This window comes from Streptococcus sp. SGI.013, assembly GCF_050315295.1.
Taxonomy (GTDB): domain Bacteria; phylum Bacillota; class Bacilli; order Lactobacillales; family Streptococcaceae; genus Streptococcus; species Streptococcus porcorum.
Map to the genome: position 1 here is coordinate 1 of NZ_JBNPOS010000009.1, position 26,210 is coordinate 26,210.

The window sequence follows — 26,210 nt, forward strand, 5'->3', positions numbered from 1 at the left end:
TTTTATCATTTATTTTTATCTAATTTATTATCCTTTCCAAAACTTAGTTTAGGATGATTCCCTTCTTTTTTGATAAAATGCTGATGACCAAGAATATCAGTTTTAACTTTGTAGATAGAAATATTGGTTTTACTTAAGCTTTTTTTAACCCGTCCAGATTTGTCAGCATCTCCTAAAACACTGAGTAAAACTTGTCCACCATCAAATTTAGCCTTATCGTAAGGTTTTAACTCAACACAATTTTTTTCATTTGGCTTAGTACGCGACAAAAATCTAAATACTTGTTCCTCTCCATTTTCCATATCTTTAATCAGTAATAAATCATTTTTATAAAGAGTGAACTTGAATTCAGATTCTTCAGAAATACCTTCTCTTTTCTTAATTTCATCATATTTTTCTTGCGAGATAGTATAATTTCCAGTCCCTTTTTCAAAGCTTAAGTCAGCATACTTCAATCCTAATAGTTCATATTTAGCAGTCTTAGGATTAAAGTATAAGTCTGCTCTCCAAGGATTGATCGATTGTAGTACCACAGGATTTTTACTGTCATCTGGTGTGATATCAACATGGTTTCCAAGCTTATTATCATAATATTTCAATGCCTTGATCGGTGTTCCTTTGTTTTTGCGGCTGTACTTAGTCATTAAGCCATTTTGTTGGCGATATCGTTCAAAAGGATTTCCAACTTCTTTCCCCTTATCGTCAAACTCTTTGTAATCACGTAGAATCACTTCAATAACCTTTTCCCAAGTCAAAGAATCCTTCTGGTACATTAAAAATACTGACTTATCTTTATCATATTTTTTACGGAAGGCATCATAACCCGTTTGGCTATAGATATCTTTAATTTTACCTAAAACATAGGTTTCTTCTTTTTTATCTTTTGATAATTGTGCTTGCCTTGTCGCATAAATCGTCGCATCCGAAATTTTTCGATTAACCTTAGAATCTATTTGATAAGAAAAGAGAATCTCATCCTCAAATGATTTTGAAGAAATCGTGTGAACAAAGCCTTGATAAGGTGATTGAAAGACTAATTTCTTGTAGTCGTCATCTGATAAAATCTCGCCTGTTTCCAAGTCTATCTTTTGACCTTGCTCATAGTCCTCAAACATCGGATTATCTTGTTTTTTCCACAATTTTAACTGGCTAGAAGCCGCAATGATAAGAGCATCAATAGCATGATGATGATAAGTATCTCGTGTCTTAGTAATTCTCCACTGTCTGCGCAATTGTGAGGTAAATTGACCACGAACTACTGAAACTTTAGTCTCTTTATTCATTGCTTTTAGAGCATCTTGTAAGGTCGTTAGCACTACCCGCGAAGCATAACGTGTATCAACCAAGTTACGTGCAATAAATGTTCGTCTTACCTCAATTTTATCAATATCTTCTTCTGTTAATAAATACTCTCGTTTTTTCTTACTTAATCTCTTACAAGCTAAAATAAAGGCTTTAAATTCCCTATAAGACCAAGCTGACTTCATCCTTGGAATAGCCTGATAAGGTGTTTGTTGCCCTTTTTCTTGGTTTGCAGTTGCTAAAACTAGAACCTTATTGCTCAGACTATCATCAAATGATAAAGACAAAGGCATAATATGATCAATTTCATATTGATTTTGATTATGAATTAAATCATGAATAGAGATATCTTGACCAGTGTATAAACATTTTCCGTCTTGCTGATACCATAAACGAATCTTAGTAGCTAACTGCTTGTGCCCATGAAAGACCTCATCTGGCAGTTCTTTTTTTCCATTATAAAGAGATGCTGCAAACTTTTCAGCAGTTTCTTTTTCTTTAGCATTAGCTTTTTGGCCATCCGCAATTCGCTTCTTCTCATCATCTTCATTTTTATCACGTGGCATTTCAATAACGATCTGATCAAATTCTCCCCACTTCTTGATACACTCATTGATGATTTTAATAGCTTGTCTAACAGATTTAGCAACAACAGGGTTGTAAATCTCCTCTGTAGCATCCTGCTCATTGATATACTTGGTTCGATGAGTAACTTTTCGCTCAGGAGATACTTTATTTAGCCTCGTCAAAATAGTCCTCTGTTCCTCACTAGTAGCATATAACTCAGGGATAAGCTCGGACATCAATTTTGACGAAAAACTATGCCATCCTTTTCCAAATAACTGACTTTTAGATTTTCTAAACTGAATCAATTCATCAATTTGTTCTCTTGAAAATTGATTTGGTAAATCTTTTGAAATAGCTTCTTCAATTCCTTCTCTATCAGTATTTAGAGTTAAAATACGTGCTAATTCATCTAGCGTTTCACGAGATAAGCTGGCTACATCAAGCGTTTCTAATTTGGTCATTGCTCGATAAGCTTCAAAAGTGTGCAAATCTGGTTTTTCTTTATTATCAATACGATAGCCTTTGATGTCATCTTTGGAGCATCCAACCATCTTAGCAATTTCTTTTAGTAATTTGTCAGGTCCTAAAGTTGTAGCAGTAGTTGCAAATCTGACTAAGTCTTTTTTCTGATCAAAGCTTAGACGCTTGGTTTCTGTAGGAAGCGTTAGATTATTCAAATCATTTAAAAAATTAAATTCTTGTGCAGTATAGGAAGCCTTTGCTGCACGGTACTCATCTGAATAGATACTACATTTTCCAACTAAAATATCAAAAATATTATCAAGCGTCATACCATCCGTACGATAGCGTCCATAGTCCGTCCGAGATTTTTCATTTCCTGGGCCATGATAATATTTTCTTTTTGAGGTCAAAATAGTAATAAAGTCCTCGATAAATTCTGGACTAATTTGAGGATAATAGAGTGCTTGTGTCTCTAAGATTTGTTCTGCTTCTTTTTTATAATCTGTCGTCGAAAAAACATTGATAATCCGCTGTTGCTCCCCTTCAGGTGTCACGATATCAAAATCTCCACGTACCTGACCATATTTTTCAAAGCGTTCTAACTGAATTTGTCCTGGTGTCTTTGATTTTAGGAGCTCTTTATTAGCCAAAACAGATTTAGCATAGTTAGTTTTGGCGCTCGCGCTATCATCTTCTGCATCATCCAGATAAGATATCCCACGATGTTTACTGAGGTTTTTCAAAACAGCAAACAACTCCTCTGGTGCTAACTTCTCTGTCAGTCCTCTAACCCTAAGCTCATATGGATTTAAATTTAGATTGTTAAATCGTGTCTCTAGTCTGTATTTTTCAAATAAGTCTTTCACACGTTTCATACGATGCTTCTTCCGACGGCTCAAACGTCTTCCACCACGAAATCCTCGACGTTCTGCATTGTTAGCTGCATTGGCTGATGGAAAAATGCGAGAACTGGCATGGATGACTTCCCCAGTTGTTGCATCAATAAGACCCACACCAACCGAAGCAATACCTATATCCAAACCTAAAATTTTACCATTTGTCATAATAGATCCCCTTAATAGAAGTAATCGATTACATTATAACACAATTTACTTTACTAGAAAATAATTAAAAAGCACTTTCCAAATCGAAAAGTGCTGGTTATTTATTTTTTCTCAAAATGTGCTCTCACTTTTGGAGCAACTTTTTCACCAAAGAGACGAATAGCTTTTAGCGTCTCTTCATGCGGCATAGAGCCGATTGGCAGGTGAAGCATGAAGCGATCCAAATCAAGATCTTCAATAATTTTAATGATTTTTCTTGCCACATGATCAGGATCTCCTACAAACATGGCGCCATCTGGTCCAACAGCTTGAAGGTAGTCTTCATAAGTCATCTCTTTCCAATGCGGACGGTCTTTACTAATGGCATCAACAACCTGCTTCGTCGGATGGAAATACTCTTTGATAGCGGTTTTAGTATCCTCAGCAATCCAGCCCCAAGAATGAGCCGCAACTTTAAGTTGTTCTGAAGAATGACCATGACGGTTGCCAATCTCTTTATAAATACGAACTAATTGGCGAAAAGCCTTCGGATTACCCCCAATTGTTGCATAGGCAATAGGAAGTCCTTGCTCTGCGATACGGACAGTTGAATCAAGATTACCTCCTGTGGCTACCCAAACTGGAAAATCTTTTTGAACAGCTCGAGGATAGACAGGACGATTATCCACAGACTGCGTATATTGACCCTTCCATTTCAGATTGGTATTTTCCTTAATGGCCAGAAGCATGTCTAATTTTTCATTAAATAAGTCTTCATAGTCATTCAAATCATACCCAAAAAGTGGGAAAGACTCAATAAAGGACCCACGACCAGTCATAATTTCCGCTCTTCCATTTGACAAAGCATCAATAGTAGCATACTGCTGATAAACACGAACAGGATCAATTGAGGACAAAATGGTTACCGCACTAGATAAGCGGATATGTTGGGTGTTCACTGCTCCTGCCGCTAAAATAATTTCTGGAGCTGATACGGCAAAATCTTCACGATGATGCTCACCCACTGCATAGATATCTAAGCCAACTTGATCTGCCAACTCAATTTCTTCAATCATATTCCGAATCCGTTCATCATGTGAAAGAGTTTTTCCTGTTTTTTCAAGGGGAGTTGTTTCGCCAAAAGTTGAAATGCCAAGTTCGATTGTCATAATATTTTCCTCCGATAAGTGATGATGAAGATATATTATCACTAATTAGTGATAGTTGCAAGTCTTTTGTTCAAATTTTGTAAAATCTGTTATTTGCTAGTATAATAGACCTATTAAAAATAGAAAGTTGGTCCAACTGATGGCAATTACCTTTAAAAAACGCGACGATTTAGAAAAAATGATGGAAAATTTTGCAACTCTTCCTCCTATTGAAACCACACCTCCTCCTCAAAAAGAAGAGGATAAAAAAGAAAGTAAAGAGAGTTGATCTATGACTCTATTTCAACAGCTTCCTGATAGCCTCCTACAGATGCTGGCCATCTTTTTATCAATTATCATTGAGGCCCTGCCCTTTGTTTTACTAGGTAGTATATTATCAGGTTTCATTGAGATTTTTGTAACACCAGATAAAGTTGCACAGTTTCTACCTAAAAACAAGATCTTGCGTATTTTGTTTGGTACCTTCATTGGTTTTATTTTTCCGTCATGCGAATGTGGGATCGTCCCTATTATTAATCGCTTTTTAGAGAAAAAAGTTCCCAGCTATACGGCAATCCCTTTTTTAGCCACTGCTCCTATTATTAACCCTATTGTACTTTTTGCGACCTATTCTGCTTTTGGTAACTCGATTAAATTTGTCCTACTAAGGCTACTCGGTGCTATTCTTATCGCCCTCTCTCTTGGTATCTTACTAGCTTTTGTTGTAGATGACAATATTCTAAAAGAAAATAAGAAAGGCCATGTTCATGATAGCCATCATGATTCAAGTGGAAAAAAAATCTTTTTAGCGCTTAGTCATGCCATTGATGAGTTTTTTGACACAGGACGTTATCTCATTTTTGGGTCCTTGGTTGCCTCAGCAATGCAAATCTATGTCCCAACACGAATCCTAACTACTATTGGGCATAGTCCACTTATGGCGATCTTAGTCATGATGCTCCTTGCCTTACTTCTTTCACTTTGTAGTGAGGCAGACGCTTTTATCGGCGCCTCCTTATTATCAACTTTTGGCATTGCACCTGTTTTAGCCTTTCTTTTAATTGGTCCTATGGTAGATATTAAAAATCTTTTAATGATGCACAAATACTTCAAGGGACGTTTTATTTTGCAATTTGTTAGCCTATCTAGTCTAATGGTAATCTTATATTGCATTCTTGTGGGGGTGATTTAGATGTTACGCTTTTTAATTCTCGTTGGCTATCTTGAGCTATCCATGTACCTCAAATTATCTGGCAAGCTAGACCAATATATCAACACACATTACTCCTACCTTGCCTATATCTCTATGGCTTTAGCCTTTATTTTAGCTATGGTCCAGTTAGTAATTTGGATGAAACAAATCAAGGTACATTCGCATCTTCATGGAACATTAGCTAAATTATCTAGCATCGTATTGATGACCTTTCCTATTTTTGTTGGTCTTTGTGTTCCAACAGTTACTCTAGATTCAACAACAGTTTCTGCTAAAGGTTATCATTTTCCACTAGCTGAGGGATCTAGTTCATCTGGTCAAAGTTCAGATGGGACAAGTGTGCAGTATTTAAAACCTGATACAAGTCTGTATTTCACGAAATCCGCTTATGAAAGTGAAATGAAAAAAGCTGAGAAAGCCTATTTAGGCGCAGATAAATTAGTCATCACCACTCAAAACTATATGGAAGTGATGGAAATTATTTATAAATATCCCAATGACTTTATTGGTCGAGAAATTGAGTATATCGGCTTTGTTTATAATGACCCTGAAGACTCAGACAGTCAATTTCTCTTTAGATTTGGGATTATCCACTGTATTGCCGACTCAGGTGTCTATGGCTTACTAACAACTGATGCTAGTGAACACTATGAAAACAATACTTGGGTCAAAGCCACAGGAACTATTCGCCTCGAATATAATCAAAACCTCAAACAAACCCTCCCCGTCCTTCACATCACAAAAAGCCAAAAAACTCAAGAACCACAAAACCCATACGTCTATCGTACGTTTTAAGCATAAGATACTGAGAGCAGGGGAAAATCTTACATTTTCTTAAAACTTTTAGCTAAACTCTCTATCAATAAATAAAAATACGCCTTTTTTGATCATAAAGGTGTATTTTTATCGTTATTTAAACTGAGTAACCCTTTTAGCATCTAATCGAACGGACTGATAGCCGCTTTCTTTAGCCTTACCAATTGAAACAATCATAACAGGGAGGTAACGTTCTGGATCTAAGTCAAATGCTTCTGCCAGTTGATCAGCTTCAAAACCACCAATTGGATTGGTATCTAGCCCATAAGAACGTGCCACTAACATGAACTGCATCGCTACTAGACTGGCATCAATTTTCACAATATCTCGCATGGCTTCACGAGAAAGATTTTGATACATTGGGATAATTGCATTTAGTTGTTTATCACGCACTTCTTTAGGCATTTTTCCTTCTGCAACTGCCTTATCATAAATTTCAGGACCGTATTCGTAACACTGGGTATCACCAAAAATTAAGATCATAGCTGCTGAGGTTTCATTTTGGTTAGTATTAAAACGAATCAATGGTTTGAGCTTATCTTTTCCTTCTGGTGTATCCACCACAACAAATCGCCATGGCTGTAAGTTTACCGAAGAGGGAGCAGTGACTGCCTCATCCAATAATTGTAAAATGTCTTCACGAGATAATTTAAAGGTCTCATCATAATCACGAATGGACTTGCGTTCAAACGTAATTTTATCAAACTGATTTTCTAGACGTTTCATTTTTATAACTCCTTTATTTTAATCGTGCGCGATTAATTTATGATATCATTGAGTTTATCAAGTTTCTAGATTTTTGTCAACATTTTATCATCTCTTTCTTTATACTCAAATGACAACTAATACCACTTTTAAAATGGTAAGGAGACAAATGTTACATTGTACCAAAAAAGATGATGAGCACAGCTAACTTCAGATTGACCTCACTAAAGTGGTACAAAATCTCAAATAATCCTTTACAGGAAAACTAAGACACCAATTTAGCAATTTTCCCTCTTAGTAAAGAAGAAATTGACAAATGACCTCGAAATAACTAAAAGTTAATGACCGCTTTAGACGACCGACTTCACTAAAAGACTGCTTGAACTTTCCCATCAATCGTGTTAAGCTAGTATTATCTAAATTTTATCATCAAAAGGTAGTAGCCAAGTCTGTGCTACCTTTTTATATTTTATGGAGGATACAATGCCATCAAAAGACACTGTCTCAAAAAATACCACCTTATCCATCGTTGCTACTGCTCTCCTTGGTTTTGCTGGTATCTTATCTGAAACAAGTATGAACGTCACCTTTCCAACCTTGCAAAAAGTCTTTGATCTCCCTTTATCAAGTTTGCAATGGATTACGACTGTCTATCTCTTAGCTGTTGCTATTTCCATGACCATCAGTGCTACCTTGCAACAAAATGTCAAAGAGAAAACCATTTTAAATCTTGCCCTAGTTCTTTTTACCTCAGGAACTGTCTTAGCCTTTATCACCAATTTCTTTCCGATGATGATTACAGGGCGTGTGCTACAAGGGCTCGGAACAGGAATTGGAATGACACTTATGTTTAATTTAATTCTGGAGCGTGTGCCTCAAAATAAAATTGGAACTTACATGGGAATTGGAGGACTGATTATGAGTCTTGCGCCCGCATTTGGTCCAACTTATGGCGGCTTTATGATTGCACACCTTCCTTGGCAATGGATTTTCATTTTTATTCTACCTGTTCCAATCATCTGCTTTATTCTCAATCAGATCTATATGGAAAATAGCCCAAAAACTCACAAGCGTCCTTTTGATCTATTAGCTTTTAGCTTATTAGCCATTTCACTCACAAGCTCTCTTCTTGCCATCACCAGCTTAGAAGAAGGACATCCCAATTGGACCTACTTCCTCTTATTTTTACTCACTCTAAGTGCCTTTATCAGACGGAGTTTAAAAACGAAAACACCGTTTCTTGATATTCGCGTACTGAAAGTCCCTACGGTTTGGCTTGGCTTAATCCCTTTTTTCATCTATCAATTTTCAAATCTAGGTTCTAACTTCATTATTCCAAACTTCTTAATTGAAGTAAAGGGAGCTAGTTCCACCTTGGCAGGATTTGCCCTACTTCCTGGAACACTTCTAGGAGCACTTCTAGCACCTTTCTTTGGTAAATTTTATGATCGTAAAGGCCCAAAACCATCTCTTTATATTGGTAATACCCTCTTTGCTCTGGCTTTGTTTATCATGGCGAGTATGACCTCATCCTTAACTGTCTTTAGTTTAGCACTCTCTTACATCGTTTTTACTTTTGGACGTAACATGGCCTTTAACAATACTTTGGCAGTATCTGTTTCCCAACTCCCACAAGATAAAAAAGCAGATGCTTCAGCGATTTTCCAAATGATGCAACAATTTGCTGGAGCACTTGGAACGGCTATCTCTTCTGTTTTAGTCAATACCAGCTCCACACTAACCCAAAGCGTACAAGCTGTCTTTTCTTTGCAACTCTTCCTTGTTCTTGCCATCTATTTCTTCTTCTTTAACTTATTTAAACAATTAAAATAAGAGGAAAATTCTATAAACCCTTTCAACAAGGGTTTTTCTTTTTGCGTAATTATGATATAATATAGAACGTTGAAAAGGAGAAAATCATGTTTAATACAGAATTTGGAATCATGATCTATGTTGAAGATGTAGAAAAAGAAAAGGAATTTTGGAAAAGTCTTGGTTTTGTCATTTCAAATGAACAAACTATCTTAGACTATCCATCGTTTGACATGAAAATTAACCCTGAGTCAAACTGTAAATTTACAGTCTATTCTCTTGAATTTATCCGCACTTATTCACCAGAAGTTGCTGAAAACCAACCAAGTTTACTCTTCACCAGTACAGATATCGAAACACTCTACGAAAAAGTGAAGCAGATTAGCCCTTATGTTAGTGAGCTCAATGAATTACCTTTCAAAAACTTTAATTTCTCATCTGCAACTGGACAATACTATGCTGTAAGAGAAGCTTAAAAATAGAGACTAAGCATCATTTTTATAACTTAAAATCCCCATTTTCTAATAGAAAATGGGGATTTTGATTTATACAATGCCTTCCAAGAGACCTTTTACAAAATCTTCGGAATTAAACTCTCCAATATCATCGATTTTTTCTCCAAAACCAATAAATTTAACAGGGATGTCCAACTCTTCACGAATAGCCAAAACAACGCCACCACGCGCTGTCCCATCAATCTTAGTCAATACAAGACCAGTTAGAGGGGTTATCTTAGAAAACTCTTTAGCTTGTACCAAGGCATTTTGACCAGTCGAGGCATCTAAAGCAAGAAGTGTCTCGTGGGGAGCATCAGGCAATACTCGCTTAATAATACGTCCAATTTTTTCAAGCTCTGCCATCAAGTGATCTTTATTTTGCAAACGTCCAGCCGTATCAATCAACAAAATATCGACACCCTCTGCAACAGCTTTTTCCATCCCATCAAAAACAACTGAGGCAGGGTCTGCTTTTTCAGGACCAGTTACAACTGGAACATCAACTCGACGCCCCCACTCCGCTAACTGTGCCACTGCACCAGCACGGAAGGTATCTGCTGCAACCAACATCACTTTTTTTCCAGCCGTTTTATACTTATGCGCTAATTTTCCGATAGAAGTCGTTTTACCAACACCATTAACACCCACAAAAAGCATGACCGTCAAATCATCTTGAAAATTGATCTTCTCATTATCAAAACCATCTTTTTCATATAAATCAACCAATTTTTCAATAATGACACGACGTAACTCTTCTGGTTTTTTAGCATTTTCTAATTTTGCTTCATAGCGTAATTCCTCTGTCAAATTCGTGGCAACTGTCACACCCACATCTGATAAAATAAGCATCTCTTCAAGCTCTTCAAAAAAGTCCTCATCTACTCGACGGAAATTAGCTAAGAAAGCATTGAGACGTGCTCCAAACCCTGTTCGTGTCTTTTTAAGACTACGATTGTATTTTTCACTTTCTGTTTCAAGTGCAGGAACTTCTTGTTCTTCTTGTGGTTTTGTTTCTTCTGGTTTAACATAAGTTCCCTCAGCAATAGCTTTTTCAATTTCAGCACGCTTGGCATAGTACTCAGCCATAAAATCTTTAGCTGCTTGATTGGTTTCTATTTTTTCCTCTGCTAAATCTTCGTTCACCACCGTGTCATCAGATGTGACCTGTGTCGCATCAACCCTTGTAGCCTCTTCTCCAAATAAATCATTAAATAATCCCATGCTCTTCTCCTAAAATGAATTTTTCAACTGCCCAAGCTAAACCTGAGTCATTATTTGTATGGGGTGTCACCACATCTGCTTTTTCTTTTAATGCTGGAACACCATTTTTCATCGCAATCCCTAAACCTGCCCATTCAATCATGGTCAAGTCATTTTCCTCATCACCAATAGCTAGTACCTCTTTGGGACTAATCTCAAGATGCCGACAGAGGTGAGCTAAGCCCGCTGCCTTGTGAACCCCTTTAGGCATAAACTCTAGAACAATGTCACGTGATTTAAAGACCTCTACGTGCTGCCCTAACAAATCTTGTAAAACAGGAAGTTTTTCATCCAAAACCCTAGCATCATAAGCTGATAAAACCTTATTTAACACAATATCTTTTGGCAAATCTTCGATGCGATCTAGTTTATGAAAAACGAGATGGGGATTAACCGCTTGATAAAGTGAATGAAGCCCATCTGGATTATACTCATAAACATGAGCATCACTTAAAATATCAAGAGGTAAACCCATAGCCCCTGCTATTTCAACAATTCGTCTAGCCTCTAAATAAGACATCTCTTTTTTATCTAAAATCTCACCCTGATTATTTTGAACTAGACCACCATTAAAAGTAATAGAGTAGGAGTCTTTTGTCATCAAATCAAGCTCCTCAAGAAGGTATTCAATAGCTTTTAAAGGACGCCCTGTGGTCACCACAACATGAACACCTTTTTCTCTTGCTTTTTTCAAAGCCTGCTGGTTTCTTCGAGTGACTTCTTTTTGATCTGTAAAAAGAGTGCCGTCTAAATCCATGGCAATTAACTTAATAGACATCATCTACCAATCCTTCCATATAGGATAATACCGCTCCAGTGTGAGCGTGACCAATCTCAATATCAGCTATTTTTTTTATGGCTTCTCTAGCGTTTTCTGGAGCCACAGCATAGCCAGCCATGCCCATCATCTCTAAATCGTTAAGGTTATCCCCAAAAGCAACAACATTTTCTAGTCCTATTCCTAATCCTTGACAAAGATGCTCCAAACCAACACCCTTGTGAACATCTTTTAAAATGATATCCACTGATTCAAAACCTGTGGTCACAGCCGTAGCATAAGGAACAGCTTGATTCAACCAAGCCACCCCTGCTTCCATCTCTTCTGGAGAAATATTGGTAGTCACTTTAAAAATATCGTCCGTCACCTCTGAAAAGGAGCTAACCAATTGAATATTTTCATAATATTGAGCCATAAAGGCACGATAACTGGGACTGGTCTCCTCAAGCATATAGGCGCCATCTTTTCCAGACAAGAGCAAGTCCGTCCCTTTTGCATAAGGACTATTTTTAATCACATCCACCAAATCTAGATACTGCTTTGTGGTCATCTTAGCTTCAAAAAGTATCTCACCTTGATAAGTGACAACACTTCCATTTTCAGCCACTAAAGCAATCTGTTCCAAATACTCTTTAAACAACTCTTCTAAGGCTAAAAGAGGACGTCCACTAGCCACTGCAAAAATGATATTTTCCTGAGCTAATTTAGGCAATAAAGTCGTCAAACGGGTACGATCAAATTGACCATTTTCATCCAAAAATGTTCCATCCATGTCTGTTGCAAGTAACTTAATCTCTTGGGCCATACTAACTCTCCTATTTATCATACTCTTATTTTATCAAAATTTTAAAAAATCTTCTCGATTATCCCTCATTTCCTCTCTTTTTAACTGTTATCATATTTCAATCACTTCTAAAAAAAGCAAAGTAAAAATTTCTTATCATTATCAAGTCCATTTTTAGAAATCTTTTTGAAGGATTAAAAAATAGCCAAAGACCTACTTCTTAAAGGGCATAACGGAGCCTTGTTAAGAAGCATGATTATCTTAGGCTATTTGTATCATCATTTTTTTAGGTGGCTACATCTTTCAATTTGACTGAAACTAATTTAGACACCCCTGATTCTTGCATAGTAACACCATAAATACTATCTGCTGCCGCCATAGTCCCTTTGCGATGGGTCACGACAATAAACTGACTAGACTTATCAAAGCGATTGAGATAATCTCCAAAACGCTTCACATTGGCCTCATCTAGAGCTGCCTCAACCTCATCTAAGATGACAAAAGGAATGGTTTTGACCTTGATGATGGCAAAAAGAAGGGCCAAAGCAGAGAGTGCTTTCTCTCCTCCACTCATGAGATTCAGTGACTGAATTTTCTTGCCTGGTGGTTGAACTGATATCTCTACTCCTGCTGTGAGAAGATCTGAGCTCGTCAAAATCAAATCTGCAGCCCCACCTCCAAACATACTTCTAAAAGTCTGCTTAAAATTATCACGAATGGCCTCAAAGGTGGTGGTAAAGCGTTCCTTAACCTCAGCATCCATGTCTGAAATAGTATCTAGTAACATGGTCTTAGCCTGAACAAGATCCGATTTTTGACTGCTAAGAAAACTCAAACGTTGGCTAACTTCCTCAGATTGCTCAACAGCCTCTAAATTGATCGGACCCAAATCTTTAATAAAGCGCTCCAAATCAATCAAACGTTGTTTGGCAACGCTACTATTTTCAACAAACTGGGCAGCCTGCTTAGCTTCATCATATGATTTTTGATAATCAGTAATTAAGCGATGCCCTAACTGTTGCAACTGACTAATACTACCCTTTAATTCTGTTTCCAAAGCCGCTTGATTACGGATAAAGGTGTCATTTTTTTGACCTAGACTAGTTAGCTTCTCCTCAATTTCTTCTAGCTGAGCTTCAGTATCCTCTAACTCAAACTGCAACTTAATGCTATCTTGTTGTAGGCGATCAGCTTGAGTTTTAAAATGCCTTATCTTTTCCTCTAAATCAGGTAAATTTTCAGAAGATAGCTGATGACTGGCTTCCAGAAAAGCCTCTAGCTCTTGGATCTTGGACACCGCCTGCTCCAAATCTAACTCTAGTCTAGAGAAATTGGCTGATTCAAATTTTAAAGTATTCGCTAATTCTCGCTCACTCAACTGCCGCTCATTTAATAACTGACTGACATCTGACAGCTCTTTCGTTAGACTTTCCTTATTTTCTTTAAGCTGATGCATCTCTTTTTGAAGTTCTTCTTTTTGTTTTTGGATATTTTCCAAGTCTTGATGCAACTGTGCTTTTTGCTCCAGTAACCCTTTCTCTCTTAAGTGATTATCTTTTGGAACTAACTTTGAAAAAGCCAATTCTAAATCAGACAATCGCCCCGACAACTGCTGATACTGTAGCTCCTCTTTTTGCTCTAATAACCTAGCTTGATCTCCTGCTTGTTTTAGATTTTCCAATCCTTGACGAGCTCCATCTAACGTTTGCTTGAGGCTAGCTACCTCTTGCTCCAATCCTAATAGATCTACTGATAAGGCCGTGATGTCTTGTTTTAATTGATCAAGTTCTGGTTTAATAAAAGTTGGATTTTGTTGTCTCCTACTTCCGCCAGAAAAAACACCACCTGGTCGAATCTCACTGCCATCTAGGGTCACTATCCTCACCTGATAGCGCAATTCACGCGCCGCTTGATTGGCTTGGTCAATAGTTTGAAAAATAGCCGTTGTCCCTAGTAAATTTTTGAAAATCGCCGACAAAGCAGCATCGTAGGTTACTAACTCACTTGCTAAACCAATAAAACCTGAAAGACGCGATAACTGATTAATAACCTCATCTGATAAGTAACGTGGCTTAATGGTTGTTAATGGTAAAAAAGTGGCTCTTCCCTGACGACTTTTTTGTAAAAATTGAATCGAACGTTTCGCAGCAGACTCGTCTTCAACGATAATATGTTGACTACTAGCCCCCAACGCAATCTCTAAGGCTGTCTGATAAGATGGCGCAAAACTAAGATGCTCACTAACCGCTCCTATAATGCCATCTAACTCATGACTAGCCTTTAGAACAGCCCTGACACCCGCATAAAATTGACTATGGCTTTTTTGGATCTGTTTTAAACTTTCTTGCCTTGCTTCTTTGTGTTTAATCTGATCCATCTGATGAAACATCTGAGCTTGTTTTTCTTTATAAACTTCCTCTAGTCTTAACACCTCTTGTGACTTGTTTTGATAGTCTTCGAGCAAATCTTCAACTTGTTGTTTTGCAGACTGGTAACTCTTCAAGGCAACTTGAGTTTGTTGAGTTAAACTTAAGATTTCTGAATTTAACTTTTCAGTTTCTGCTGATTGAGTGTTTTGAGTTTCTTGATAGCTTTTAAGATCTGTCTCCACTTGTGTCAAAAGGGTTTTCTGATCAGCCTCTGTTTGCATCAAATCGACAAATTCATCTCTTAGCTGCTCTAAAACCTGATCAGGATTTTGATCAAAACGTGCCAACTTTTGTTTAAGACTTTGAATATCTCGCTCAACTTCTTTAAGTTGGGCCTCCACTTGATCAATCGTTGCTTGCTTTGCTGTTAAGTCTTGATCAAGCTGGTTTTTATCCTCTTTCAAAACCTCTAACTCTTTTAAAGCATCAGCTCTTTTTTCTTCAGTTTGACTTGATTCAAGTGCCAATAAAGCAGCTTCTTTATCTAACTCGCTCACTGTTTTAGTAGTATCCTGCCATTTTTCTTGACAGGTTTTGATTTGCTCCGCTAGATCTTGTCTATCTTTTTTTAAAAGATGATAGTCCTGATCTAACTCGGCTTTCTCCGCATAATAAGCATCCAGCGTTTCTTGAGCATCTTTGAGTTCCAACTCAAGTTTAGCCTGCTTTTGTTTCTGGTCTTCTATTTGATAAATCAGCAAATCTAAATCGAGTTGTTTTCTCTCTTTTTCTAAAATTAAAAATTGTTTTGCTGTTTCTGCTTGTTGTTTAAGCGGCTTTAATTGAAGATCCAATTCATAAATAATATCTTCTAGACGATCCAAGTTATCTTGAGTCTGATTAAGTTTTGATTCTGTTTCTTTTTTACGTGTCTTATATTTCAAAACACCAGCCGCTTCTTCAAAAATTGCTCGTCTTTCCTCAGGCTTACTGTTAAAAATCGATTCCACACGACCTTGAGAAATGATAGAAAAAGAATCACGACCTAAACCAGTGTCCATAAACAACTCATGAATATCTCGCAACCGAACCTTTTTCCCATCAATCAAATAATCACTATCACCATTTCGATAAATGTGACGTTCTATTCGGATTAAATCCGAGGCTTGTTTGATAAAATGATCAGAATTATCTAAGGTAACGGCAACACTTGCAAAGTTAAGAGCTTTTCGTCCTTGAGTTCCTGCAAAAATAACGTCAGGCATCTTGCCACCTCGAAGACTCTTTGCACTCGATTCTCCCAAAGCCCATCTTAAACTCTCTGTAATATTACTTTTTCCTGAACCATTGGGTCCAACAACAGCCGTAACCCCTTGATCAAAGTCAATTAAGGTCTTATCTGCAAATGATTTGAAACCTTGCATTTCAATTGATTTTAAGTACATTTTACCCTCTTGTTAAAATCTCCAAAGCGGCCTTAGCTGCTGCTTGTTCAGCTGATTTTTTTGACTTTCCACTTCCTTGTGCGACCTCTTGTCCATCAACCACAACTTTTACTTCAAACAATTTAGCATGTGCAGGACCAATTTCACGAAAAACTTGATAGGAAATCTTAACTTCTCCTTCTATCTGCAAATACTCTTGAAGTTTGGTCTTATAATCTGTGACGCGCTGATAATTTCCAGCTTCAACCTCTGGTATCATCACTTGATAAAGAAAATCTTTCACAACCTCAACACCTTGATCCAGTAAAACGGCACCCAAAAAGGCTTCAAATAAATCACCTAGGATCGTTGCGCGTTGTCTCCCACCTGACTTTTCCTCACCTTTTCCAAGTTTGATAAACTGATCAAATCCGCATGAAATAGAAAATCCTGCCAAGCTCTCTTCACGAACAATCATCGAGCGCATTTTTGAGAGATCACCCTCAGCTTTTTTAGGGTAGGCTGCAAAAAGATATTGAGAGATAATCAGTTGCAGAACAGCGTCTCCTAAAAATTCCAGACGCTCATTATGTGAAATATTTAGGAGGCGGTGTTCATTAGCATAACTCGTATGGGTAAAGGCTGTCTCAAGTAAAGAGAGATCTTTAAATACGATGCCAAAATCTTGCTTTAGTTTTTGAATTAACAGTTGCATGACTATCCTTTCTAATTAACATCATCAATCATCTTACCATTATATCAAAATTCATACTAGCTGACTATAAAGAAAAGTAGGGACTACTATCTGTTTTAACAAATAAAAAATGTTTGAAAGAGTCTTTCAAACATTTTACTTTACAATTAAATAAGACTAAGGGGAGTTGCACTATCAGGGGAAGTATCATAAACCTGAAAATCTTTTCCCACAGCAAAATCAGCTTGTAAGAGATTATTTTCCATGGTCATATGGGCTAACTCCTTAATGTTATTTTCTTTACTAAGGTGTCCAAGATAAATTTTTTTAGTTTTATTGCCAATAGTGCGTATCATAGTTCCTGCACCGTCTTCATTTGATAAGTGTCCTTTATCTGATAAGATACGTTGCTTTAATTTCCAAGGGTACATCCCTGAACGTAGGATTTCAACATCATGATTGGATTCAATGAGATAAGCATCTGCATTTTCAATAATCCCAGCCATTCTATCACTCACATATCCCGTATCCGTTAGCATCACAAAACTTTTATCATCTTTCATGAAACGATAAAATTGGGGATCCACAGCATCATGGCTGACTCCAAAACTTTCAATATCCACATCACCAAAAGTTAAGACTTTACCTCGTTCAAAAATATGCTTTTGCTCAACTGCAATTTTTCCCAACATATTTTGTTCATCCATCACTTGCCAAGTTTTTTCATTAGCATAGATATCTAAGTGATATTTACGCGCTAGCACTCCTACACCATGGATATGGTCTTTGTGCTCATGGGTTACCAAGATGGCATCTAAATCTTTAGGATCTCTCCCAATTTCTGCCAAAAGACTGGTAATCTTTTTACCAGACAAGCCTGCATCTACTAAAATCCGCTTTTTAGGAGTCTCCAAATAAAAGGAATTACCTGTTGATCCTGATGCTAAAATACTATACTTAAATCCGCTTGTTAATCCGCTTGTTGTCATTTACTCCTCTTCTTCATCCCAATTATCTACAGCGACACTTTCTTTATCATATGGCAGGACTATGGTAAAGGTAGAGCCTTTTCCGTACTCGCTCTTTGCCCAAATAAAGCCTCTATGTTGTTTAATAATTTCCTTAGCGATAGCCAGTCCTAAACCAGTCCCTCCTTGAGCACGACTTCTTGCCTTATCCACACGGTAAAAGCGATCAAAAATTAGAGGTAAATCTTTTTTAGGAATCCCTAAGCCCTCATCGGCTATAGAAATAATCAGCTGAGTATCAGTTGTCTTCATTCCAACAGTTATTTTACCACCATCTGGAGAATACTTGATAGCATTGTTTAAGATATTATCTAAAACCTGGGTCATCTTATCATTATCAATCTCAATCCAAATGGGTGAAATAGGATACTCTCGAACGATATCATAGTGCTTACCTTCAATTGTTTGCTGACTTTTAATCTGATCAAAACGATTCAACACATAAGTCATAAAGGCAGTAAAATTCGTTAATTCGACATCAAGCTGACTATTATCATTATCAATACGTGATAAGCTTAGTAAATCTGATATCATTCGCATCATGCGGTTGGTCTCATCAAGAGACACACGAATAAAGCTAGGCGCCACCGCCTCCGTCAAAGCACCGTCATCTAGAGCTTCTAAGTAGGATTTAACAGATGTCAATGGTGTTCGAAGTTCATGACTGACGTTTGAGACAAATAGCCTGCGCTCACGTTCTTCTTTTTCTTGTTCAGTTGTATCATGTAAAACCGCAACTAAACCTGAAATAAAACCACTTTCCCGTTTGATAAGAGCAAAATTGATGCGTAAGCTAATCCATTCTCCAAACTCATTTTGACGTGTCAAGGTCACCTCAGGTGTCTTTGATAACAGTTCATGATAGGTATAATCTGACGTCTCACCAAGGATATCCAAAACATTTAATTCCAAAGCTTGATCCTTATCAAGTCCTAATTGACTCTGTGCCATAGCATTGATCATTATAATTTTTCCACGACGATCTGTAGCTAACACACCATCACTCATATAAGCTAAAATGCTAGAGAGACGATTCTTTTCCTGCGCCAAATTTTCATGCGTCATGCGAAAGACATCTGATAAATCATTGATACTAGAAGACAAGTCAACTAAACTAGAAGAGCCTTTTAACGTCAAGACATCCGAATAATCCCCTGAAATTAAAGCTGTCACTTTTTGGTTCAACTGCTTTAATTGTTGATTAAACTTATAGCTTCGAATCAAAAGATAAATAAAATAAAATAAAAAGAGAAACAAAAGAACAAGGAACCAAAAATTCCAATTAAAAATAATACGTTTGATAAACTCAATCATAAGACTTCATGAAATACCCTACACCACGACGCGTCAAAATATATTCTGGACGACTCGGTGTATCTTCAATCTTTTCACGCAAACGACGAATCGTAACATCAACTGTTCGAACATCCCCAAAATAGTCATATCCCCAAACCGTCTCAAGCAAATGCTCGCGCGTCATCACTTGCCCCATATGTGTCGCTAAATGATGTAACAACTCAAACTCACGATGGGTAAGCTCTACTTCTTCACCATGTTTTTTGGCAATAAAGGCATCTGGAACAATCTCAAGGTTTCCGACAACAAGATTATTACTTTCTTTAGCACTGGCCTCTTCTTGAATTTGTGCGCCGAGATTGTCTGTTCGACGAAGATGGGCTTTAACACGCGCCTGCAACTCACGATTAGAAAAAGGTTTGGTGACATAGTCATCTGCACCAATCTCAAGTCCAATAACCTTATCAAACTCACTATCTTTAGCTGACAGCATAATAATAGGCACATGGCTTGTTTTACGAATTTCCTTTGCCACTTCTAAACCATCAATTTCTGGTAACATCAAATCTAGAATAATCAAATCAGGTTTTTCCACCTCAAACTGCTCTAAAGCTTCTTTTCCATCAAAGGCTGTAAGAACATCATAACCCTCCTTAGAGAGGTTGAATTTAATAATATCCGAAATTGGTTTTTCGTCATCAACGACCAATATTTTTTTCATATTTTTTCTCACCTATTCTTTTTATAAAATTATATCAAATTTTGGTAAAAGTTGGAAATTCTAGCTTTTTTCAGACACCTCAAACGTTTACAAGTGCAGAATTTTCTGACAAATTTGACATTTTTTTAAGTTTGTGATAAGCTATTAAGTACATGTTAGAAAAGCTAACAAAGAATTATTGATTCAGTCCTATAGACTCAATCACCAAGGAGGATAAAATGGCACTTATTGAATATAAAAATGTCGAAAAATACTATGGTGACTACCATGCACTCAGAAACATCAATCTTGAGATTGAAAAAGGACAAGTGGTTGTTTTACTAGGTCCTTCCGGATCAGGAAAATCGACTCTCATTCGCACCATGAATGCCTTAGAATCTATTGAAACAGGAAGCTTAAAAGTAAATGGGCATGAGCTAGCTAATGCTTCAGCTAAGGAACTAGTTGCCCTTCGTAAAGAAGTCGGAATGGTTTTTCAACATTTCAATCTTTATCCACATAAGACCGTTTTGGAAAATGTAACCCTAGCTCCTATCAAAGTACTGGGTATGGATCCTAAGGAAGCCATTGCTATTGCTGAAAAGTACCTTACCTACGTTAATATGTGGGATCGTAAAGATTCTTACCCAGGCATGTTATCTGGTGGACAAAAACAACGTGTCGCTATCGCACGTGGGCTTGCGATGAAGCCTGAGCTTCTTCTTTTCGATGAACCAACCTCAGCCCTTGACCCAGAGACTATCGGAGATGTCCTCACTGTCATGCAAAAACTGGCAAAAGGTGGAATGAACATGGTTGTTGTGACACATGAAATGGGATTTGCCCGTGAGGTCGCTGATCGCATTATCTTTATGGCAGACGGGGAGATCTTAGAAGATACTACTGATATTGAAGGTTTCTTCAACCATCCAAAAGAGCCTCGTGCTCAACAATTCCTAAGCAAAATTATTAACCACACTAGTGATAAAGTGAAAGAAGATTAGGAGGACAACGATGAAGAAAAACTCTTTTTTCCTTAACCTCCTTGCGATTGCAGTAGCTTTTATAGTCTTCACCCTTTCTTTTTCAACAGTAAGTGCAGACACCTTGCCAAGTCAAGTTCAAAAAATTAAAGAATCTGGTGTGCTACGTGTAGGGGTTAAACAAGATGTTCCAAACTTTGGCTACCTTAACTCTGAGACTAATCAGTATGAAGGAATGGAAGTTGATATTGCACGAAAAATTGCTAAAGCTATTGGTGTAAAAATCCAATTCACCCCTGTAACTGCTCAGACTCGTGAACCCTTGATGGATAACGGACAGGTAGATATTATCATTGCAACTTTCACGATCACACCTGAGCGTCAAGAATCTTACAATTTCTCAGCCCCTTATTACTATGACCAAATTGGTTTCCTCGTTAATAAGGATTCAGGAATTTCATCAAGTAAAGACCTAGATGGTAAAACTATCGGTGTCGCACAAGGATCAACCACAAAAGCCAACCTCAAGCTTTATGCTGAAGAACAAGGGATTTCCTTTAAATTTGCTGAATTGGGATCTTATCCTGAGTTAGCTATTTCACTTTATGCCAACCGTATTCAAGCCTTTTCGGTGGACAAATCCATCTTGTCAGGTTATGTCAGCAGCAAAACTAAAATCTTAGATGAAGGTTTCAACACACAAGAATATGGTATTGCAACCAAAAAATCCAACACAGAGGTTATTCAATACATCAACACCCTCATTGAGAAATGGTCAGATGATGGTAGTCTAGAAAAAATCCAAGCTAAATATGGACTAAAATCCGCTGAGCCAACGGAATAAAAATAGGAGGTAATATGACTTTTTTAACTGTTGCAGGACCTTTTGCACTGTCTCGTTGGGTTGAATTTTTTCAAAACTTTGGAGAATTCGCAAAAGGATTCCTTTATACCTTAGGGTTATCTATTGGGGCACTAGCACTTTCCATGGTACTTGGTATCGTGTTTGCTGCTATGTCTTCAAGTAAAAATAAATTCTTACAGATTTTATCACGCATCTATGTTGAATTTTTCCAAAATACACCACTTTTGGTACAATTTGTCTTTGTTTATTATGGTTTAGCCATTTTATCAGATGGTGCTATTATGATTTCAGCTTTCTTTACAGGTGTTATTTGTGTCGGACTTTACCATGGTGCTTATATCGCTGAGGTCTTCCGTTCAGGAATTGAGGCTGTTCCCAAGGGACAAACAGAAGCTGCTTTATCACAGGGCTTCACCTATGCAGATACCATGCGCCTCATTATTATCCCTCAAGCTGTTCGAACAATTCTCCCACCACTGACCAATCAAGTGGTTAATTTGATTAAAAATACCGCAACGGTCGCTATTATTTCTGGTGCTGATATTATGTTTGTCGCTAAAACATGGTCCTTTGATACCACAAACTACGTTCCAGCATTTGCAGGCGCTGCTATTCTTTACTTCATTATGTGCTTCCCACTTGCTACGTGGGCACGTCGTAAAGAAGAAGCTAATAAAAAAGCCTATAGCTTATAAAATAGGAAGGAGTTACTATGTCAGATATTTTTAAAGCATCGAACCTAAGCTTCCTATTACAAGGCCTAGGGCTAACACTTTATATCTCATTTGTTGCTATCGTTTTGTCAACAATATTTGGAACAATTCTAGCTGTTATGCGTAATGGGAAAAATCCCATCTTACGTATCCTAGCTAGTATCTACATTGAGTTTGTCCGCAATGTCCCTAACCTCTTATGGATTTTTATTATCTTCTTGGTTTTCCAAGTCAAATCGGTTCCAGCTGGGATTATCTCCTTTACCGTTTTCACCTCTGCTGCTTTAGCTGAGATTATCCGTGGGGGATTAAACGCTGTTGATCACGGACAAACAGAGGCAGGGCTATCTCAAGGTTTTACTACTTTTCAAATCTTCACCATCATTATCTTCCCACAAGCCATCCGCAAAATGTTACCAGCTATTATTTCACAGTTTGTAACCGTTATAAAGGATACGTCCTTCCTTTATTCTGTTATTGCTTTGCAAGAGCTATTTGGTAAGAGCCAAATTTTGATGGGGCGTTACTTTGAACCAGAACAAGTCTTTACACTTTATGGTTTGGTCGCTTTAACTTACTTTGTGATTAACTTTATTATCTCAAGCCTTTCACGCCGACTGGCAAAACGCTGGGAAAAAAGTGCTGTATAAAAAATAAGCTAGGTCACATAGTGACCTAGCTTATTTTTTATGCGATATTTTTTCTTATTCTGATCTCCTTCTAAAATCATAACTCATCATCTGGCTACTATCTTTTATAGGACAAATGGTTGCACAAACTCGAAAAACGTCCCATAACATCTCTTCTGTGAAGACTTGCTTGACCTTGCCTGCAGAATAAATCTGTCCCTCTTTTAAAGTAATAATGTAGTCAGCATATTTAGAAACAAGAGAAAGATCATGTAAGACTAGCACAATGGTTTTATGATATTCTTTTTGCAATCTTTTCAATAACTCTATGAACTCAATTTGATGATGAATGTCTAGATAGGATGTTGGCTCATCAAGAAAGATATACTTCGTATCCTGTGCCAAAACCATTGCTAAAAAAGCACGCTGCTTTTGTCCACCACTTAAAGATAAAACAGATGACTTTTGATAAGATGTCATATCAACCCAGTCAATAGCTTTTCGACATAATTCTAAATCCTCACCACTCAATGAGGAAAACAGACGTTTATTATGCTGTCGGCCTAGACCTACTAAATCTTCGACTGTCATATGGTCTTGAAGGTTAGGAAATTGCGATAAAAAAGCGACAACTTTCGCCCTCTCCTGGTGGCTCAACCGATCAATCTTAGCACCGTCAATGCAGGTGAAACCAGATGTTGGTTTTTCTAAATGTAGCATACTCTTTAATAAAGTTGATTTCCCTGATCCATTTGGTCCAATCAAAGCAATGAGTTGCCCCTCTTCTATTTCAAGAGAAATATCCTGTAAAATTTGTTTTTTGTCGTAGAAAAAATTGAGGTTTGAGACTGAAATCCCCATTATTCACTCCTTCTTTTCAATAAAATAATGATAAATCCTAGAGCACCAAAAAATCCAAGAAAAATATTAGTTGGTAAAACAGTAGAAAAAGCATAGTGAGCTAATAAATCACTTAGTCATAACCACCCGTGAAAACGGGTGGCTTGTACACCGGCTATAAGCCGTTTCTCTCCAGCGACATCTAAAGACGTTCGCTGAACTTCGTTCAGGTTAGTGCTATAATTACTTGACTAATGCCTGTAACAACGGGCTTTTATCTTGTTCTAAAACTGCCATCTGAAAATGGATCTTCATACTCTTTGACACTCAAGAATCAAGTGCAATGTCATTTTTCTCCTGATCGCGAATGTATTTCGCAACTGTCTTTTCGTTCAGCCCAACGGTACTAACATAGTAGCCTCTGCCCCAAAACTTTCGATTTCCATACTTATATTTTAAATTAGCGTGTTTATCAAATATCATTAGAGCACTTTTGCTTTTCAAATATCCCATAAAATCGGAAATCGAAAGTTTCGGAGGTATCAAGACAAGCATATGAACATGGTCTGGCATCATGTGTCCCTCAATGATTTCCACGCCTTTGTATTGACATAGATGACGGAAAATATCAATTAAGTCCTGTCTAATTTTGTAGTAAATGGATTTTCTCCGGTACTTAGGTGTGAAAACTATGTGATATTTGCACATCCATTTGGTATGTGATAAACTGTAACTGGTTTTAGCCATTTCTTTTTCCTCCTTTATCTAACCTGAACAATTAGATTATAACAGGAAAAAGAAATGGAAGCTCAAAGCCTTGTCAGCCACCAGCTATGCTGGTGGTTTTCTTGTTTTTCTCTACGAGAAAAACTGGCTCGAAGCCATAATAAAAGAGCTGAACCCTGATTTGATGATTGTCCAAGCTGATAGTAAAGACTTACTAGAAGACAAAGTCAAAGAATCAGCTATCTGGCAAGACCTGACTGCCGTCAAAAATAAAAAAGTTATCTATGCGGACTATTCCACTTGGATGCTAGGATTTGGTGTCGTTTCTCAAGAGAAGATTATGGATCAAATTGAAGATAACTGGATAAACTAGCGCAAAAGCTACCCAATCAAATCTGATTGAGTAGCTTTTTCATTTGTTTTCCTTTTTCTCTGACACATTTTTCAAGGGATTTGCCCGATTGGGCGTAGAGACCTTTGCGATTAAAATAACTTCTCTCCCAATCTTTTTGACCAATAGAAAAGACTAGTTTGGGAGAGCGAAAACCGTGACAAGTTTTTTTTCGAAACAAGGGATCATGATGCTCAATAGGATGGACATCCAATGCTCGATGTAAAGCATCATTTCGATAGGCATAATTAAAACTAGCTCCATTAATCACACCATTTTCTGTCTGTTTTTGTGGAGTCATAACATCAAGAAAATCCCCATCCTGAGATAGAATAAACTCCGTATGAAAATCAAGCAAGATTTTAAGGTTTATCTGAGATTTTCCATCTGGATAATAAAGCTGACCATTTTTTATGGCTAATTTATTGTGTAGTCGAGAAGACTCTTTAAACGTATAAGGTTGCCGTCTTCTCAAATATGGAGACTTTATTTTTACACTCTTTAGATAAGACAAGAGGGCTTCACGATCGGTTTGAGTTTCTTTACCATAGTGGTCTCTAACCCACTGAGATTGTTGAAGAGAAATCAGATAACGACATTGATGTATCTTTTTTTCTAAAAGCCCCTGTTGACTTAAACTCTCCTTAGGAAAGGCTAACTGAACACATTGTGCCAAGCTTTTCCAAAACCTATCATGAGGTGATAAATCGGATGAAAAACCTCTCAATAATTGTCTCACTTCCTCATCTTTTCCTGATAATTCTTCTGGAAAATCTAGCTGTTTAAGCAAAATTTGAAGTAAATTCTTGGCTTCTTTTGAAGATCGAGGTTGCGCTAGATCCCAAAGAGCATTAAAGGAAGGAGAGCCAACCAACATCACCTCCTCAAAATATTCGTGATGCCGATAATGATCAAAAAAAGTAGAAACCAAGTTTGGTGGCCAACCATAGTCTAACAAACACTTAAGAATCTGTTTTTGTTTCAGTAAATTTCTCAAAACTTCCCTCCCGAATCACTTATTTTCATTATAAAGCTTTTCACAAAAAAAGTAAAAAATCCTTCATTAGCTCTCACCATTTCAAGCCTGCTAAACATTTTTGGTTACTAGGGATAAACCGTAATAAAAATAGATTGAAGAAAAGTATTCCATAAAGGACTACTTCTT

The 26,210-nt window shown here is 37.2% G+C and carries 23 protein-coding genes and 1 pseudogene; 10 read left to right on the forward strand and 14 right to left on the reverse strand.

The window, feature by feature from the left end; all coding sequences use genetic code 11:
* Window positions 1–5: 5 nt before the first annotated feature.
* Both cas9 and ACQRDX_RS03665 read right to left on the reverse strand, forming a co-directional pair.
* Complete coding sequence (gene cas9 / locus ACQRDX_RS03660) at window positions 6–3,395, reverse strand: type II CRISPR RNA-guided endonuclease Cas9 (RefSeq protein WP_427894539.1); 3,390 nt, start codon at window positions 3,393–3,395, stop codon at window positions 6–8.
* Window positions 3,396–3,496: 101 nt separating this feature from the next.
* A complete protein-coding gene (locus ACQRDX_RS03665; protein WP_427894537.1) occupies window positions 3,497–4,543 on the reverse strand; it encodes an LLM class flavin-dependent oxidoreductase in 1,047 nt (348 codons plus the stop codon).
* Between the two features lie 139 nt (window positions 4,544–4,682).
* On the opposite strand from ACQRDX_RS03665, the gene ACQRDX_RS03670 reads away from it, so the two are divergent.
* From ACQRDX_RS03670 to ACQRDX_RS03680, 3 genes are read left to right on the forward strand one after another with little or no spacing between them, the layout of a single operon-like run.
* Window positions 4,683–4,811: an SPJ_0845 family protein gene (locus ACQRDX_RS03670; RefSeq protein WP_427894535.1), complete on the forward strand. Its 129-nt coding sequence runs from the start codon at window positions 4,683–4,685 to the stop codon at window positions 4,809–4,811.
* 3 nt (window positions 4,812–4,814) lie between these two features.
* Entirely contained in the window at window positions 4,815–5,714 is a 900-nt protein-coding gene (locus ACQRDX_RS03675) for a permease (protein WP_427894533.1), read from the forward strand.
* Complete coding sequence (locus ACQRDX_RS03680) at window positions 5,715–6,530, forward strand: TIGR03943 family putative permease subunit (protein ID WP_427894531.1); 816 nt, start codon at window positions 5,715–5,717, stop codon at window positions 6,528–6,530. It begins immediately after the preceding gene.
* 114 nt (window positions 6,531–6,644) lie between these two features.
* Here the strand turns inward: ACQRDX_RS03680 and ACQRDX_RS03685 are convergent, their stop codons facing one another.
* Window positions 6,645–7,283 carry a nitroreductase family protein gene (locus ACQRDX_RS03685; RefSeq protein ID WP_427894545.1) on the reverse strand — a complete coding sequence of 213 codons (639 nt, stop codon included), beginning with the start codon at window positions 7,281–7,283 and terminating at the stop codon, window positions 6,645–6,647.
* 456 nt (window positions 7,284–7,739) lie between these two features.
* Between ACQRDX_RS03685 and ACQRDX_RS03690 the strand changes: the two genes are divergently transcribed.
* Together ACQRDX_RS03690 and ACQRDX_RS03695 are read left to right on the forward strand one after the other, a co-directional pair.
* A complete protein-coding gene (locus tag ACQRDX_RS03690; protein WP_427894529.1) occupies window positions 7,740–9,089 on the forward strand; it encodes an MFS transporter in 1,350 nt (449 codons plus the stop codon).
* Window positions 9,090–9,175: 86 nt separating this feature from the next.
* A complete protein-coding gene (locus ACQRDX_RS03695) occupies window positions 9,176–9,544 on the forward strand; it encodes a glyoxalase (RefSeq protein ID WP_354368676.1) in 369 nt (122 codons plus the stop codon).
* A 69-nt stretch (window positions 9,545–9,613) separates the two neighbouring features.
* On the opposite strand, the gene ftsY is transcribed toward ACQRDX_RS03695, so the two are convergent.
* The 8 genes from ftsY to yycF form a co-directional block, all read right to left on the reverse strand.
* Window positions 9,614–10,786 (reverse strand): signal recognition particle-docking protein FtsY, encoded by a 1,173-nt coding sequence (ftsY, locus tag ACQRDX_RS03700; protein WP_427894527.1) that lies wholly within the window; start codon window positions 10,784–10,786, stop codon window positions 9,614–9,616.
* Window positions 10,773–11,606 carry a Cof-type HAD-IIB family hydrolase gene (locus tag ACQRDX_RS03705; protein ID WP_354368674.1) on the reverse strand — a complete coding sequence of 278 codons (834 nt, stop codon included), beginning with the start codon at window positions 11,604–11,606 and terminating at the stop codon, window positions 10,773–10,775. Before ACQRDX_RS03705 ends, ftsY begins: the two co-directional genes overlap by 14 nt.
* Entirely contained in the window at window positions 11,593–12,408 is an 816-nt protein-coding gene (locus ACQRDX_RS03710) for a Cof-type HAD-IIB family hydrolase (protein ID WP_354368672.1), read from the reverse strand. The genes ACQRDX_RS03705 and ACQRDX_RS03710 overlap by 14 nt, the downstream gene beginning before the upstream one ends.
* Window positions 12,409–12,673: 265 nt before the next feature.
* Window positions 12,674–16,201: a chromosome segregation protein SMC gene (smc, locus tag ACQRDX_RS03715; protein WP_427894524.1), complete on the reverse strand. Its 3,528-nt coding sequence runs from the start codon at window positions 16,199–16,201 to the stop codon at window positions 12,674–12,676.
* Between the two features lies 1 nt (window position 16,202).
* The gene (gene rnc / locus ACQRDX_RS03720; RefSeq protein WP_354368668.1) at window positions 16,203–16,895 is read right to left on the reverse strand and encodes a ribonuclease III; all 693 of its coding nucleotides are present in this window, start codon (window positions 16,893–16,895) and stop codon (window positions 16,203–16,205) included.
* Window positions 16,896–17,041: 146 nt separating this feature from the next.
* Complete coding sequence (locus ACQRDX_RS03725; RefSeq protein WP_427894521.1) at window positions 17,042–17,863, reverse strand: MBL fold metallo-hydrolase; 822 nt, start codon at window positions 17,861–17,863, stop codon at window positions 17,042–17,044.
* Complete coding sequence (gene vicK, locus ACQRDX_RS03730) at window positions 17,864–19,216, reverse strand: cell wall metabolism sensor histidine kinase VicK (protein WP_427894519.1); 1,353 nt, start codon at window positions 19,214–19,216, stop codon at window positions 17,864–17,866.
* Window positions 19,209–19,919, reverse strand: a complete 711-nt coding sequence (gene yycF, locus ACQRDX_RS03735; RefSeq protein ID WP_354369884.1) for a response regulator YycF — start codon at window positions 19,917–19,919, stop codon at window positions 19,209–19,211. The genes vicK and yycF overlap by 8 nt, the downstream gene beginning before the upstream one ends.
* 218 nt (window positions 19,920–20,137) lie before the next feature.
* Between yycF and ACQRDX_RS03740 the strand changes: the two genes are divergently transcribed.
* Genes ACQRDX_RS03740 through ACQRDX_RS03755 form a run of 4 tightly spaced genes read left to right on the forward strand, consistent with a single transcriptional unit; the run spans window position 20,138 to window position 23,109 of the window.
* Complete coding sequence (locus ACQRDX_RS03740; protein WP_354369883.1) at window positions 20,138–20,902, forward strand: amino acid ABC transporter ATP-binding protein; 765 nt, start codon at window positions 20,138–20,140, stop codon at window positions 20,900–20,902.
* A 10-nt stretch (window positions 20,903–20,912) separates the two neighbouring features.
* Complete coding sequence (locus tag ACQRDX_RS03745) at window positions 20,913–21,725, forward strand: transporter substrate-binding domain-containing protein (RefSeq protein WP_354369882.1); 813 nt, start codon at window positions 20,913–20,915, stop codon at window positions 21,723–21,725.
* A gap of 14 nt (window positions 21,726–21,739) precedes the next feature.
* On the forward strand, window positions 21,740–22,441 hold the full coding sequence (locus ACQRDX_RS03750) for an amino acid ABC transporter permease (RefSeq protein ID WP_427894516.1): 702 nt from the start codon (window positions 21,740–21,742) through the stop codon (window positions 22,439–22,441).
* Between the two features lie 17 nt (window positions 22,442–22,458).
* On the forward strand, window positions 22,459–23,109 hold the full coding sequence (locus ACQRDX_RS03755) for an amino acid ABC transporter permease (RefSeq protein WP_427894514.1): 651 nt from the start codon (window positions 22,459–22,461) through the stop codon (window positions 23,107–23,109).
* A 54-nt stretch (window positions 23,110–23,163) separates the two neighbouring features.
* On the opposite strand, the gene ACQRDX_RS03760 is transcribed toward ACQRDX_RS03755, so the two are convergent.
* Window positions 23,164–23,949: an ABC transporter ATP-binding protein gene (locus tag ACQRDX_RS03760; RefSeq protein WP_427894512.1), complete on the reverse strand. Its 786-nt coding sequence runs from the start codon at window positions 23,947–23,949 to the stop codon at window positions 23,164–23,166.
* 253 nt (window positions 23,950–24,202) lie between these two features.
* Window positions 24,203–24,675 (reverse strand): annotated as a pseudogene (gene tnpA, locus ACQRDX_RS03765) (IS200/IS605 family transposase).
* Window positions 24,676–24,745: 70 nt separating this feature from the next.
* Here tnpA and ACQRDX_RS03770 point away from each other — a divergent pair.
* The gene (locus tag ACQRDX_RS03770) at window positions 24,746–25,027 is read left to right on the forward strand and encodes an ABC transporter substrate-binding protein (protein ID WP_427894510.1); all 282 of its coding nucleotides are present in this window, start codon (window positions 24,746–24,748) and stop codon (window positions 25,025–25,027) included.
* 16 nt (window positions 25,028–25,043) lie between these two features.
* Here the strand turns inward: ACQRDX_RS03770 and ACQRDX_RS03775 are convergent, their stop codons facing one another.
* Entirely contained in the window at window positions 25,044–26,042 is a 999-nt protein-coding gene (locus tag ACQRDX_RS03775; protein ID WP_427894508.1) for a DUF3114 domain-containing protein, read from the reverse strand.
* Window positions 26,043–26,210: the final 168 nt, after the last annotated feature.

Coding starts and splice junctions, on each gene's coding strand:
- cas9 (WP_427894539.1), bottom strand. CDS start 3,395: ATGACAAATGGTAAAATTTTAGGTTTGGATATAGGTATTGCTTCGGTT.
- ACQRDX_RS03665 (WP_427894537.1), bottom strand. CDS start 4,543: ATGACAATCGAACTTGGCATTTCAACTTTTGGCGAAACAACTCCCCTT.
- ACQRDX_RS03670 (WP_427894535.1), top strand. CDS start 4,683: ATGGCAATTACCTTTAAAAAACGCGACGATTTAGAAAAAATGATGGAA.
- ACQRDX_RS03675 (WP_427894533.1), top strand. CDS start 4,815: ATGACTCTATTTCAACAGCTTCCTGATAGCCTCCTACAGATGCTGGCC.
- ACQRDX_RS03680 (WP_427894531.1), top strand. CDS start 5,715: ATGTTACGCTTTTTAATTCTCGTTGGCTATCTTGAGCTATCCATGTAC.
- ACQRDX_RS03690 (WP_427894529.1), top strand. CDS start 7,740: ATGCCATCAAAAGACACTGTCTCAAAAAATACCACCTTATCCATCGTT.
- ACQRDX_RS03695 (WP_354368676.1), top strand. CDS start 9,176: ATGTTTAATACAGAATTTGGAATCATGATCTATGTTGAAGATGTAGAA.
- ftsY (WP_427894527.1), bottom strand. CDS start 10,786: ATGGGATTATTTAATGATTTATTTGGAGAAGAGGCTACAAGGGTTGAT.
- ACQRDX_RS03705 (WP_354368674.1), bottom strand. CDS start 11,606: ATGATGTCTATTAAGTTAATTGCCATGGATTTAGACGGCACTCTTTTT.
- ACQRDX_RS03710 (WP_354368672.1), bottom strand. CDS start 12,408: ATGGCCCAAGAGATTAAGTTACTTGCAACAGACATGGATGGAACATTT.
- smc (WP_427894524.1), bottom strand. CDS start 16,201: ATGTACTTAAAATCAATTGAAATGCAAGGTTTCAAATCATTTGCAGAT.
- rnc (WP_354368668.1), bottom strand. CDS start 16,895: ATGCAACTGTTAATTCAAAAACTAAAGCAAGATTTTGGCATCGTATTT.
- ACQRDX_RS03725 (WP_427894521.1), bottom strand. CDS start 17,863: ATGACAACAAGCGGATTAACAAGCGGATTTAAGTATAGTATTTTAGCA.
- vicK (WP_427894519.1), bottom strand. CDS start 19,216: ATGATTGAGTTTATCAAACGTATTATTTTTAATTGGAATTTTTGGTTC.
- yycF (WP_354369884.1), bottom strand. CDS start 19,919: ATGAAAAAAATATTGGTCGTTGATGACGAAAAACCAATTTCGGATATT.
- ACQRDX_RS03740 (WP_354369883.1), top strand. CDS start 20,138: ATGGCACTTATTGAATATAAAAATGTCGAAAAATACTATGGTGACTAC.
- ACQRDX_RS03745 (WP_354369882.1), top strand. CDS start 20,913: ATGAAGAAAAACTCTTTTTTCCTTAACCTCCTTGCGATTGCAGTAGCT.
- ACQRDX_RS03750 (WP_427894516.1), top strand. CDS start 21,740: ATGACTTTTTTAACTGTTGCAGGACCTTTTGCACTGTCTCGTTGGGTT.
- ACQRDX_RS03755 (WP_427894514.1), top strand. CDS start 22,459: ATGTCAGATATTTTTAAAGCATCGAACCTAAGCTTCCTATTACAAGGC.
- ACQRDX_RS03760 (WP_427894512.1), bottom strand. CDS start 23,949: ATGGGGATTTCAGTCTCAAACCTCAATTTTTTCTACGACAAAAAACAA.